This is a genomic window from Citrobacter sp. RHB25-C09, assembly GCF_013836145.1.
GTDB lineage: Bacteria > Pseudomonadota > Gammaproteobacteria > Enterobacterales > Enterobacteriaceae > Citrobacter_A.
The window spans coordinates 2,813,518-2,826,738 of record NZ_CP057483.1; the positions used below are offsets into that span (position 1 = coordinate 2,813,518).

Annotated in this window: 11 protein-coding genes; 3 read left to right on the plus strand and 8 right to left on the minus strand. The window is 54.2% G+C overall.

All coding sequences use genetic code 11. The features are described 5' to 3' along the window. Window positions 1-17: 17 nt before the first annotated feature. Together lysP and yieE are read right to left on the minus strand one after the other, a co-directional pair. Window positions 18-1,487 (minus strand): lysine-specific permease, encoded by a 1,470-nt coding sequence (lysP, locus tag HVY19_RS13185; protein ID WP_181681031.1) that lies wholly within the window; start codon window positions 1,485-1,487, stop codon window positions 18-20. Window positions 1,488-1,677: 190 nt separating this feature from the next. Beyond that, the gene (yieE, locus tag HVY19_RS13190) at window positions 1,678-2,541 is read right to left on the minus strand and encodes a DNA-binding transcriptional regulator YeiE (RefSeq protein WP_181681032.1); all 864 of its coding nucleotides are present in this window, start codon (window positions 2,539-2,541) and stop codon (window positions 1,678-1,680) included. A 98-nt stretch (window positions 2,542-2,639) separates the two neighbouring features. Between yieE and HVY19_RS13195 the strand changes: the two genes are divergently transcribed. From HVY19_RS13195 to HVY19_RS13205, 3 genes are all read left to right on the plus strand, one after another. Next, entirely contained in the window at window positions 2,640-3,689 is a 1,050-nt protein-coding gene (locus HVY19_RS13195; protein WP_181681033.1) for a YeiH family protein, read from the plus strand. A 149-nt stretch (window positions 3,690-3,838) separates the two neighbouring features. Beyond that, window positions 3,839-4,696 carry a deoxyribonuclease IV gene (gene nfo, locus HVY19_RS13200; RefSeq protein ID WP_181681034.1) on the plus strand — a complete coding sequence of 286 codons (858 nt, stop codon included), beginning with the start codon at window positions 3,839-3,841 and terminating at the stop codon, window positions 4,694-4,696. A 2-nt stretch (window positions 4,697-4,698) separates the two neighbouring features. Beyond that, window positions 4,699-5,790 carry a sugar kinase gene (locus HVY19_RS13205; RefSeq protein WP_181681035.1) on the plus strand — a complete coding sequence of 364 codons (1,092 nt, stop codon included), beginning with the start codon at window positions 4,699-4,701 and terminating at the stop codon, window positions 5,788-5,790. 81 nt (window positions 5,791-5,871) lie between these two features. Here HVY19_RS13205 and HVY19_RS13210 read toward each other — a convergent pair whose 3' ends face one another. The 6 genes from HVY19_RS13210 to fruB all read right to left on the minus strand — a co-directional run bounded on the left by HVY19_RS13210 (window position 5,872) and on the right by fruB (window position 13,128). Next, window positions 5,872-7,122, minus strand: a complete 1,251-nt coding sequence (locus HVY19_RS13210) for a NupC/NupG family nucleoside CNT transporter (RefSeq protein ID WP_181681036.1) — start codon at window positions 7,120-7,122, stop codon at window positions 5,872-5,874. Between the two features lie 85 nt (window positions 7,123-7,207). Then, complete coding sequence (locus tag HVY19_RS13215; RefSeq protein WP_181681037.1) at window positions 7,208-8,143, minus strand: pseudouridine-5'-phosphate glycosidase; 936 nt, start codon at window positions 8,141-8,143, stop codon at window positions 7,208-7,210. Further along, window positions 8,131-9,072, minus strand: a complete 942-nt coding sequence (locus tag HVY19_RS13220) for a pseudouridine kinase (RefSeq protein WP_181681038.1) — start codon at window positions 9,070-9,072, stop codon at window positions 8,131-8,133. The genes HVY19_RS13215 and HVY19_RS13220 overlap by 13 nt, the downstream gene beginning before the upstream one ends. 279 nt (window positions 9,073-9,351) lie before the next feature. Further along, window positions 9,352-11,043 (minus strand): PTS fructose transporter subunit IIBC, encoded by a 1,692-nt coding sequence (gene fruA / locus HVY19_RS13225; RefSeq protein ID WP_181681039.1) that lies wholly within the window; start codon window positions 11,041-11,043, stop codon window positions 9,352-9,354. 16 nt (window positions 11,044-11,059) lie between these two features. After that, window positions 11,060-11,998, minus strand: coding sequence for a 1-phosphofructokinase (gene fruK / locus HVY19_RS13230; protein ID WP_181681040.1), 939 nt, complete (start codon window positions 11,996-11,998; stop codon window positions 11,060-11,062). Continuing rightward, the gene (gene fruB, locus HVY19_RS13235; RefSeq protein ID WP_181681041.1) at window positions 11,998-13,128 is read right to left on the minus strand and encodes a fused PTS fructose transporter subunit IIA/HPr protein; all 1,131 of its coding nucleotides are present in this window, start codon (window positions 13,126-13,128) and stop codon (window positions 11,998-12,000) included. Before fruB ends, fruK begins: the two co-directional genes overlap by 1 nt. Window positions 13,129-13,221: the final 93 nt, after the last annotated feature.

The following is a 13,221-nucleotide window of genomic DNA, read 5'->3' on the forward strand; positions in this document are numbered from 1 at the left end:
CGACATATCCGCTAGCGCTATTTCTTCACGCGCCCCGGGAAATGCATTTCGCTGTAACGCACGAAACGCGTGCCTTTCGTCAGCTTATAGCCGAACCAGATGATCAGGAACAGCGGGATACCGATATAGGTCGCCGCAACGCCGCCCCAGTCAATGGTGTCTTTCAGGAACGCTTCATAGTTCTGACCCAGCGTAATCGTCAGGCACAGCACAAACGCGAAGATCGGCCCCAGTGGGAAGAAACCTGAACGGTACGGCAGATCCTTGACGTCATGCCCCTGCATCACGTAGCCGCGACGGAAGCGGTAGTGGCTAATCGCAATCCCCAGCCAGGCGATAAAGCCTGTCATGCCGGAGGTATTCAGCAGCCACAGATACACCGTCTGGTTACCAAACATCGAAGTCAGGAAGCACAAACCGGCAATCACAGTCGTAGCATACAACGCGTTACGCGGTACGCCGCCGCGAGACAATTTGGCGAAAATACGCGGCGCTTTGCCGTCGCAGGCCAGGGTGTAAAGCATACGCGTTGAAGCGTACATCCCGGAGTTCCCCGCAGACAGCACCGCCGTCAGGATCACCGCGTTCATCACCGCCGCCGCTGAGAGCAGACCGGCGTGCTGGAAGACCAGCGTGAACGGACTGACGCTAATGTCTTTAACATCGTTACGCAGCAGGCTCGGATCGGTGTACGGAATGATAAGGCTGATAATCAGGATTGCGAACACATAGAACAGCAGGATTCGCCAGAACACCTGACGCACCGCGCGCGGAATATTTTTCTCCGGATCTTCAGATTCCCCCGCAGCGATACCAATCAGTTCAGTCCCCTGGAAAGAGAAGCCGACAATCATCGCCACGCCAATCATGGCCGCAAAGCCGCCGGCAAACGGCGCATCGCCCGTCGTCCAGTTGCTCCAGCCCACCGGCTCAACGCCTTTGAAGATACCGATAATCATCATCACACCAACGATGATGAAGATGATCACGGTGGTTACTTTAATCAGCGAGAACCAGTATTCCGCTTCACCGAAACCGCGAACGGAGATGTAGTTCAGCAAGAAGATGACGCCCAGGAACAGCGCACTCCAGATCCAGCCTGGAGTATCCGGGAACCACCAGCTCATTACCAACTGCGCGGCAACAAGGTCAACGGCGATAGTCACCGCCCAGTTGTACCAGTAGTTCCAGCCCAGCGCGAAGCCAAAGCCCTCTTCTACATAGTTCTGCCCGTAAGTGGCGAATGAACCCGATACCGGCATATACGCCGCCAGTTCACCGAGACTGGTCATCAGGAAGTACACCATCAGGCCAATCAGTATGTAAGAGAACAGCGCGCCGCCTGGGCCTGCTGCGGAAATGGTTGCACCGGAGGCAACAAAAAGACCCGTACCGATGGAGCCGCCAATGGCGATCATGGTCAGGTGACGCGCCTTCAGTTCGCGACGTAGCGCGGGCGCTTCTGTGGTTTTAGTTTCGGAAACCATGTGAAAATGCTATCCATCCAAAAAATGAGGCGCGATTGTAGCAGACGAAACGGCATCGTTCCGGAACAAATGCGCTGTTATAAGACACCTTCATGACTGGCGGTGGATTATAAGTAAAGCAGAAATCAGACGATCTGCATGAACGGCCTGATAAGAGACATTCGCGTCGCCATCAGGCCATCAGATGGCGCTATTCGCAATACTGCAGGAAGCGCTGCAAGGCATTCGAAAGGTGCTTTTGCCGATGATGAATGCGCCATAGCGTGCGCACCAGGCGTGGTAAAGGAACGGCCACTTCACTCAGCGTTCCCGCCTGAAGCTGCTCCTCAATCACCCGCCGCGACAGACAACTGATGCCCAGACCGTGGCGAACCGCGTGCTTGATAGCTTCCGAATTGCCCAGCTCCATGGCCATCTGGAATTTCGGCAGGTGGGACAGCAGCAGATAATCGACAATCTCTCGCGTACCGGACCCCCGCTCGCGCAGGATCCACGGCGCTGCGGCAAGCTGTTCCAGCGTCACCGGGCCCAGGGCAAGCGGCGACGACGGCGCAGCAAACACCACCAGTTCATCGTCAAGCCAGGGTTCAGAAATGATTTCGGTGTTGTGACATGGCCCTTCGATCAGGCCGATATCCACGCGGAAATCGAGCACCGCGGTGATGACGTCCTGGCTATTACCGACGCTCAGATCCAGAGGAAGATCGGGGAAGTCGCGACGGTAGCGGGCGATGACCGCCGGAAGGATATAATTGCCGATAGTGCTGCTCGCATAGACACGAATAGCGCCCTTGTCTTCACGAAACAGTTGTTCGATCTCAACTGCCTGCTCCAGCAGGGCCAGCGCTCGCGGATAAAGCAAACGCCCATGTTCATTCACCACCAGTCGTTTGCCGACACGGTCAAAAAGCTGAACGCCAAGTTGCCCTTCCAGATCGGTCAATGCCGCGCTAACCGCCGATTGCGACAATGCCAGCATCACAGATGCCTGGGTCGTTGAACCGCTTTTTAATACTTCAGTGAAGACTTCAAGTTGCCGCAGGGTGATGTGCATCGTCGCTTACCACTTATAAAGATTAATTATAAATATATAATCAATTTTATTTTTAAACCAGATCGCCATAACATTTCGCCATGCAAAAGGAGAAGGTTATGACAGAACTCACCTTACAGAATCATCGACGTACAGCATGGCATTTTATTCCAGGGCTTGCCCTGAGTGCAGCGATCACCGCGGTAGCCCTGTGGGGAGGTTCCATCCCCGCCGTTGCGGGGGCCGGGTTCAGCGCCCTCACCTTAGCCATTCTCGTGGGGATGGTCATCGGCAATACGGTCTATCCGCACATCTGGAAAAGCTGTGATGGCGGCGTCCTGTTCGCCAAGCAGCATTTATTACGTCTGGGGATCATCCTCTACGGCTTTCGACTGACCTTCGCACAAATTGCTGACGTTGGCGTAAGCGGTATTGCGATAGACATTCTGACGCTTTCCAGTACCTTCATGCTGGCCTGTTTTCTGGGACAAAAAGTGTTTGGTCTGGACCGGCATACCAGTTGGCTCATCGGCGCGGGCAGCAGCATCTGCGGCGCAGCGGCGGTACTGGCAACAGAACCGGTGGTCAAAGCTGAAGCCAGCAAAGTCACGGTGGCGGTTGCGACGGTGGTGATCTTCGGTACGCTGGCCATTTTCCTGTACCCGGCCATGTACCCGCTGCTGGCACACTGGTTTAGTCCGGAGACTTACGGCATCTACATTGGTTCCACCATGCATGAGGTGGCGCAGGTGGTCGCAGCGGGCCACGCGATTAACCCGGATGCCGAAAACGCAGCGGTCATTGCCAAAATGCTGCGTGTAATGATGCTCGCTCCGTTCCTGATCGTCCTCGCCGCTCGGGTTAAGCAGCTTTCCCCAGCGACGGGTGGTGAGAAAAGCAAAATCACCATTCCCTGGTTTGCGGTGATGTTTATTGTGGTGGCGATGTTTAACTCATTCCATCTGTTGCCAAAAGCGGTCGTAGAGATGCTGATAACGCTGGATACGGTACTGCTGGCGATGGCAATGGCGGCGTTAGGGTTAACCACACACGTTAGCGCACTGAAAAAAGCCGGCGCAAAACCGCTACTCATGGCACTGATACTGTTTGTCTGGCTGATTGTTGGCGGTGGTTTGATTAACGTCCTGGTTCATCACGTAATTGCATAAAGCACTATAACCTGACCCTGTTAACCCGTTATGATTGGAGATTGTTTGTCGATCGTATTTTTATACGCAATAGCATTCGCGCTGTATCAAGGCGGCATACGCAGAGACAGTGTGAAGGATGAAGCGTATAGGGTTAACAGGAGTCTTTTATGAAGTACATCGGAGCGCACGTCAGCGCTGCTGGCGGTTTGGCAAATGCCGCAATTCGCGCTGCGGAAATCGGGGCCACCGCGTTTGCGCTATTCACCAAGAATCAGCGTCAGTGGCGCGCCGCCCCGCTCACCGCGGAAATCATCGATGACTTTAAAGCTGCCTGCGAAAAATACCATTACACCTCCGCGCAAATCCTTCCGCATGACAGTTATCTGATCAACCTCGGCCACCCGGTCAATGACGCGCTGGATAAATCCCGCGAAGCCTTTATTGACGAAATGCAGCGCTGTGAGCAACTCGGTTTATCCCTGCTTAACTTCCACCCCGGCAGCCATCTACAACAAATTCCGGAGGAGGAATGCCTGGCGAAAATTGCCGAGTCGATCAATATCGCCCTTTCCCGCACCGAAGGCGTGACAGCGGTGATCGAAAATACCGCCGGCCAAGGTAGCAACCTTGGTTTCAAATTTGAACATCTCGCCGCCATCATCGACGGCGTGGAAGATAAATCCCGCGTTGGCGTTTGCATTGACACCTGCCATGCCTTTGCGGCGGGTTATGATCTACGTTCCGCTAACGACTGTGAAAAAACCTTTGCGGAATTTGAACGCATTGTCGGCTTCAAGTATCTGCGTGGTATGCACCTGAACGACGCGAAAAGCGCCTTTGGCAGCCGCGTTGACCGTCACCATAGTCTGGGCGAAGGTAACATCGGTCATGAGGCGTTTCGCTGGATCATGCAGGACTCGCGTTTTGACGGTATCCCGCTGGTGCTGGAAACCATTAACCCGGATATCTGGGCTGAAGAGATTGCGTGGCTGAAGGCGCAACACATTGAGAAGGTGGTGGCCTGACCATGAATGACAGGGAAAAGCAGATACTCAAAATCCTGCGTCGCAACCCGCTGATACAGCAAAATGAGATTGCCTATATTTTGCAGATCAGCCGTTCCCGCGTCGCTGCGCACATCATGGACCTGATGCGTAAAGGGGTCATTAAGGGCAAGGGGTATATCCTTACCGAGCAGGCGTATTGTGTGGTTGTCGGGGCGATTAATATGGATATTCGCGGCGTCGCGGATATCCATTATCCGCAGTCGGCCTCTCACCCGGGCAGCATTCACTGTTCTGCGGGCGGGGTCGGGCGCAATATCGCCCATAACCTCGCGCTGTTGGGGCGCGACGTGCACCTTATTTCCGCCGTCGGCAGCGATTTTTACGGCGAAACGCTACTGGAACAAACGCGCCAGGCGGGCGTAAATATCTCCAGCTGTATCCGACTGCACGGGCATAACACCTCAACCTATCTTTCTATCGCCAACCAGCAGGAAGAGACGGTGCTGGCGATTAACGACACGAACATCCTGCAACAGCTCACGCCTCAGTTGTTAAACGGTTCACGAGATCTGATCCGCCATTCCGGGGTTGTGCTGGCGGACTGTAACCTGACACCCGAAGCCATTGAGTGGGTCTTTACCGTGGCCGACGACATCCCGGTCTTCATTGATACGGTTTCCGAGTTTAAGGCGGTCAAAGTCAAAACCTGGTTCTCCCGTATCCATACCCTGAAGCCGACGCAAAAAGAGCTGGAGATTTTATGGGGCCAGCCCATTAACAGCGATGCTGATCGGCTTGCGGCAGTCAATGCGCTGCATCAGCAGGGCGTTCAGCAGATATTTGTCTGCCTGGAAGATGAATCCGTTTTTTGCAGTCAGAAGGAGGGTGAACAGTTCTTACTCACACCGCCTGAGCATACGGTCATGGACAGCTTTGGTGCCGACGACGGTTTTATGGCCGGGCTGATCTATAGCTTCCTGGAGGGGAGTGATTTCCGTGAGAGTGCGAATTTCGCGATGGCCTGTGCGGCATTATCGCGCGCCAGCATGAGCATCAACAACCCGACGCTTTCCGCTGACAACGCGTTATATCTGTTAAAATTGAACGCCTGATAGCGCTGCGCTTATCAGGCCTACGCCGCGATTTGTAGGCCGGATAAGACGCTACGCGTCGCCATCCGGCACACACTTCAACTAGGCTAAGCCAATAAAGAACCCGGCAATGGTCGCACTCATCAGGTTTGAGAGCGTGGCCGCTGCCAATGCGCGCATACCCAACTGGGCGATTTCCGGCGCACGCTTCGGTGATATGGCGGAGAATGCCCCCACTACCACGCCGATCGAGCCAAAGTTAGCGAACCCACACAGCGCGAAAGAGATAATCGCGATGGTTTTTACATCCAGAGTGCTACCCGCCTGCAGGTACGGTGAGAAGTTAAGGTAAGCAACGAACTCGTTGATCGCCAGTTTCTGCCCAATCAGGCTACCTGCCAGCGTCGCGTCACTCCAGTCAACGCCCATGATCCACGCCAGCGGCGCAAGAATATAACCGAAAATGCCTTCCAGCGAAGCCGGACCGAACCCTGCGGCACTGCTGATACCGCCAATAATCCCGTTCAGCAATGCGATGATCGCCACAAACGCCATGACAACCGTGGCCACACCGGCGGCAATTTTCAGCCCGGTCATCGCCCCGCTGGCGGCCGCTTCAATAATACTTTTCGGCGGCGTTTCCGTGAAAGAGAGGTTTTCGAAAGTCACCTGCGAGGCTTCCGTCGCCGGACTCAGAATACGGGCGAACAGGATCCCGCCAGGAATCGCCATTAATGACGCAGCCAGCAGGTAATCAATCGGCACGCCCATGCCGGCATAGCCAATCATCATCGAACCGGCAATGGAAGCCATACCGCTACAAATAGCCGTGAACAGCTCATTACGATTCAGACGATCGATAAAGGGTTTCACAATCGCCGGTATTTCATTCTGTCCGAGGAAAATGGTCGTCACAGCAACAAACGACTCAATCTTGCTGATATTCAACGCCTTCTGGAAGATCCCGCCCAGAATACGGATCAGCAGCCCCATCACGCCGATGTAATAAAGCAGGCTGATCAGCGCGGTAACAAAAATAATGGCCGGCAGCACGCGGAAGGCAAAGATAAAGCCAGCGCCATCAAACAGCACGTCCATTTTTGGCCCTACCAGAGAACCAAAGATAAAGGCACTGCCCGCGTCACTGTATGACATCACTTTATGCACGCCTAAGGCCGCCTGCTCCACCAGCCATTTCCCCGGTGGGAAATACAGCATGATCCCACCAATGGCGATTTGCAGTATCAGCGCGGCACCTACGGTACGTAAACTGATGCGTTTTTTATTCACTGACAGTATCCAGGCAATCGCCAGCAATACCACCATCCCCACCAAACTTCTCATTATGTCCATAATGATTTCCCTTCATGCCAGGAAACCCGGCGCGAGGCCAGGTTTTGGTTATATCGGGCGACCACATACTGCCCGTCCGTTATTGTCAGGCGATGCGTTGATATTCCTTCGCAATTTCGCAGGCCAGAACCGCGTTGTTGAACACCAGCTGGATATTGGACTTTAGGCTGTCGCCTCCTGTCAGTTCTGCAACGCGCGCCAGCAGGAACGGTGTGCTTTCTTTGCCGACAACGCCCTGCTCTTCAGCTTCTCTCACGGCCTGGTCAATCGCACCGTTGATCTCTTCTTCAGCCATCGCGTAGCTTTCCGGGATTGGATTCGCGACGACCAGACCGCCATTCAGACCGGTCTGCCATTTCACCGCCATGGCGCGGGCAATCTCTTGCGCGCTGTCAAGGCGAATGCTGACTTCAAACGGGCTGGTACGGCAGAAAAACGCAGGCAGCGCTTTGGTCTGATAACCAATTAACGGTACGCCGAACGTTTCTAAATATTCGGTGGTAAGGCCCAGGTCGAGAATAGATTTGGCGCCGGCACAAACCACCGTAACATTGGTATGCGCCAGTTCCTGAAGGTCAGCAGAAATATCAAAAGTATGTTCTGCTCCACGATGTACACCACCAATACCACCGGTTGCAAAAACTTTAATTCCAGCCAGTGCGGCAATAATCATGGTAGAGGCTACAGTAGTCGCACCATTTTTTCCGGCAGCGACAACGAAAGGTAAATCGCGACGACTGACTTTGGTGACGCTATGTCCTTCACGACCTAATAATTCAATTTCTTCTTTACTTAAACCCACTTTCATTACGCCGCCAATAATGGCAATTGTCGCAGGAACTGCACCGTGTTTGCGAATTGTCTCTTCCACTTCAATGGCTGTTTGCGCATTCTGCGGGAAAGGCATGCCATGAGATATAATCGTGGATTCAAGTGCGACAATCGGCTTTTTATTATCGATAGCGTCCTGAACTTCCGGGGAAATATGTAATAATTCTGGGGAAAGTGTTAATGCTGACATTCGGTGTTCTCCACTAGGGTTCTGACATTCGCAACAGATAATTCAGGGTTATTGGTATATTCACTGGCTAATGCCATTGATGAACAACCCTGCGCAAATCGAATAGAGTCGGTAAAGGACATTCCCTCTACCCAGCAGGACGCGAGCCCTGCCATCATGGCATCGCCTGCGCCAGTGACATTCACGACCTGAGTTTTGATGGGCTGCGACCAACCGCTTTCTCCGCCCTTCTCGCTGTAATACACCCCATCGCCGCCCATACTGAGCACCAGACGATTCAGGCCTCTCGCATGGAACCAGGCGGCAACTTTCTCGACATCTTCATGTCCGGAAAGCGCAATGCCGCTCAGGGTTTCCGCTTCAAGGCGGTTGGGTTTGAGGGTATGGATCTGGGATAAGCGGTCACGAATTTTGACGCATTTCCAGGCAGATACCGGGTCGACAAATACCGGTACATCGCCTGCGTGCTCCAGCAACCACCCCAGCGCGTCTTCACTGATATTACAGTCCGCGACAATAACGCTGGCATCGCGAATAAACGCTTCGTGCTGGGCTAAAAATGTGGCCGAGATATGGTCGGTAATACTCATATCATTAATGGCAACCAGCATTTCTCCGGTATTATCCAGCAGCGATAAATAACTTGATGTATTTTCACCGGAAACAATTAGGCAATTATCAACATGCACGCCTGACTGATTCGTTTGAGCCAGTAAGGATTGACCATAAAAATCATTTCCCACCGCGGTCATTAGCCAGGAGTTTTTTCCCAGTAACGCAAGGTTGTGTGCAATATTGCGTCCCACGCCACCGGGCGTAAATTTAATTTTACCGGGATTTGAATCCGCATAATTTAATGAAGCATGAGAATACCCGGCAACATCCATATTGGCAGAGCCAATGGTGATGATGCATTCCTTTTCGCGCATAGCACGTCCCCTGGTATCTAAATACCATGAAAATAAGTCCGCTAAGACTATTCACCGTTTCAATTAAAACTATTTAAACACATGTTCATAATCAAACATGTGTTTATAGTAGGCTTGTTTTAATGAAAGTAAACGGGTGCAAAGGCGCAAAAACTGGCAGATATGAACAGGGTCACAGTTTTAGCCAGGGACGGAATGTAATGAGGGGAGAATTTGAGACAGGGGACACAAAAAGAAAAAGGGCAGAGATTTCTCTGCCCTTGATTAAGGAAGGTGAACTTAAGCCGCTTTGGCGACAGCTTCCGCTTCCGGACGCTTCAGGAAGGCATAGGCCAGACCCGCAACCAGCGTACCGGCGACAATCGCCACCAGATAACCCAGTACCGGGGTAATCGCGCCAGGGATCAGCAGCACGAACAGGCCACCGTGCGGTGCCATCAGTTTCGCGCCCACCGCCATGGAAATAGCCCCCGTCAGCGCACCGCCGACGATACAGCACGGCAGAACACGCATCGGATCGCGAGCGGCAAAAGGAATCGCCCCTTCGGTGATAAAGCACAGTCCAAGAACCAGCGCAGCTTTACCCCCTTCCTGCTGCGCTTTGTCGAACTTACGACGCGCAACAATCGTTGCCAGACCCAGTGCCAGCGGAGGGACCATACCAGCCGCCATAATCGCCGCCATGGGAGCGTAAGTCTGCGTACTCAGCAGTCCGACCCCAAAGGCATAAGCCGCTTTGTTGACGGGTCCCCCCATGTCGGTACACATCATGCCGCCGAGAATAGCACCCAGCAGCACAGCGTTTGCCGTCCCCATGGTTTGCAGCCAGTGTGTCAGACCAGCAAGAATGCTAGCCACCGGTTTACCGATCAGGTAGATCATCGCCAGCCCAACCACGAGGCTGGAGATCAACGGAATGATCAGGATCGGTTTCAGCGCTTCCATACTCTGTGGCAGCTTCAGTTGCGTACTGATCGCCTTCGCCACATAACCCGCAAGGAAGCCGGCAATAATCCCGCCGATAAATCCAGAGCCAGTACTCACGGCTAACATACCGCCGATAAGGCCCGGCGTCAGACCCGGACGGTCGGCAATGGAGAACGCGATATAGCCAGCCAGTACCGGCACCATCAGCGCAAAGGCAGAACCGCCACCAATTTGCATCAGCGCCGCAGCCAGTGTGCCGGGCTCTTTAAACGCTTCAATACCAAAAGCAAAGGAGAGCGCAATACACAGACCGCCCGCCACCACCATCGGCAGCATATAGGACACCCCGGTCAGCAGGTGACGATACGCGCCTGCACTCTCTTTCTTCCCTTCGCTCGCGGCAGTCTGGGTTTTACCCGCTGGCTCAAACACAACGGCCTGAGCGACGGCGTTATCCAGTTCCTGCGCGGTTTTCTTCAGCGCCAGACCGGTTGAGGTACGGTACATCGGCTTACCGGCAAATTTTGCCAGATCCACTTCGATGTCCGCCGCCACAATCACCAGATCCGCCTGTGCCACCTCTTCCGGAGTGATGGCATTGCCTGCCCCCACGGAACCACGGGTTTCCACTTTCACCCACCAGCCGCGTTTTTTCGCTTCGGTTTCAATTGCTTCCGCCGCCATAAAGGTATGGGCGACGCCAGTCGGGCATGCGGTCACCGCGACAACGCGCTTCGGACCCGTGGCCGCAGCAACCGGGGTGGCTGCTACCGGCGCGCTGTACTCCTTCGCATGGCCTTTTGCCTCGCTCAGGAACAGTTCCGGATGCGCTACCGCACGGGCAATGTCGCCCAGCCAGACTTTTTTACCGTTCAGCGCGCTGTCGTTCGGGAGGGTATCAGCCAGTACGATCGCCAGCTCAGCGTCATTCGGGTTGTCGATGATTTCCAGATGCGCCTTGGGTGCCGCTGCGCCGAGCAGCGTTTTCGCCATGTAAGCGCGGGCTTGTCCGAGGTTAGCATCAATAATCAGCAGCGTTTTCATTATGCCTCTCCTGCTGTCAGTTAAAAGGTTGTAAGTCGACGCGCGCCATCATTGCGGCCAACTGAGGACGATCGGTAATACCCACATTGCTCTGGCTGACCGCCAGCGCGGCAACGGCAGTCGCCAGGCGCAGCGTATGCTCACTGGATTCGCGCATCAGCAGACCATAAATCAGGCCGCCAACCATCGAATCACCGGCACCGACGGTGCTAACCACATCAACTGCAGGTGGTTTGGCAATCCATTCGCCTGAGGCGTTTACCCAGAGCGCGCCCTCCGCCCCCAGGGAAATCACTACATGCGCGATCCCCTGTTCACGCAGCGCATGCGCCGCGTCGATAACATCTTTCATTTCCGGCAGCTTGCGACCCGCCCAGATTTCCAGTTCGCGACGGTTTGGTTTCACCAGCCAGGGTGCCGCTTTCAGACCGGCGACTAACGCTTCACGGCTACTATCAAAGATAATGCAAGGACACTGGCTACGCAGACGCGTCATCCAGTCGGTGAACGCCTCCGGACTGACGCCGGTCGGTAAACTGCCGCTGACACAGACCATGTCGAACTGACCCAGCCAGCTCAGGGAATCATTGACAAAACGCTCCCAGTCAGCGGGAGTAACTTCAAAGCCGGAGAAGTTGAAATCACTCACTTCACCATCTTTTTCCGTCAGCTTGACGTTAATGCGGGTACGCCCTTGTACTACCTGAAAGCGGTTTGCAATGCCCAGTTCACTGAACAGTTGCTGAAAGCCATCCTGGTTGTCTTTGCCAAGAAAGCCACCGACCGTAACGTCAATGCCCAGATCTTTAAGTACTTTGGCGACGTTGATGCCCTTACCTGCGGCATGCAGGCCGGTGGTTTTCACCAGATTTACTTCGCCGCGTTCAATATCAGGGCAAAAACCTACCAGGTCATAGGCCGGGTTAAGGGTGATGGTGGCAACACGTCTGGTCATTATGCGCCCTCCCCAAGACCCGCGGCGATGGCTTCACCAATCGCATTCAACGCCTGTTCAGCATCTGCTCCCTGCGCCGTAAAGCGCAGGCGATGCCCTTTCTTCACACCTAATGCCACAACTTTCATCAAACTGCGTCCATTCGCCGGTTTCCCGGTTCCATCAAGGTTGGTCACGGTAATTTCACTGTTAAATTGTTTAATGGTATTCACCAGCATGGTCCCGGGACGGGCATGCAAACCATGTTCGTTACGTACGACAAATTCGGCATTCAGCACATCGTCAGCAACAGCGTCATCGCTGGTCAGCAGTGCCAGCACGCTTGCGGCATCTGCTTTCAGCAGACGGTCTGCTTTATTGTTCAGCAGGAGATCGCCAAGACGCTTCAGCACCGCGACCGGCTGTTCATCTGCCATCGCCACAGTGACCAACAGCGCCGCCGTTTCGCCCTGGACGTCAAATGCCGTCGCCGCACGGCTTACCGCAACAGCGCTGCGTAAATTGCCTTCAGCACTGTCGCTGAGCCAGATCCCCTGCCCCAGGTTCATTGGCTGTTCGTTGATGCTTTTCGCCACGAATACGGCATCGACCGCGCCGACTTCTTTCAGACGCGCAGCGTTCAGCGCCTGTAAGGTCACTAAATCACTGGCGGTAACATCTAAGGTCAGCGTTTCGTTATCCAGCTTCAGCTGTTCACTTTGTTTTTCGCCCATCAGCAGCGCACGCAGCTCTTCAGCGGTGGTTGCCGACTTAAGCTGTTCCGCAACGGAATCATCGCTCAGGACGTGCGTCAGTTGACGCAGCAGCCCAAGGTGTTCATCAGAGCTGGCGGCAATACCAATGGCCACGTATGCCACCTGTCCTTCGCCCCAGGTGACGCCCTGTGGAAACTGAAACACCTGTACACCGGTTTTCAGCACCTGATCGCGGGTGTCGGTCGTGCCGTGAGGAATCGCAATACCGTTGCCGAGAAAGGTGGATGTTTGCTGCTCGCGAGCGAGCATGCCGTCTACATAGCCGTTTGCTACGTTACCGGCCTGCACTAACGCAGCGGCAACCTGGCGGATGGCCTCTTCTTTGTTTCCGGCCTGTTCGCCCGGATGAATGTCCTGAACGGATAACTGAAACATGGTTCTCCTCTCCTGCTGAATTGAAACGATTCAGCTTGTCTGGGAAAAAAGGCGCGAATCGACATTCGGGATGAAGGGAGATCGCGCTGAAAC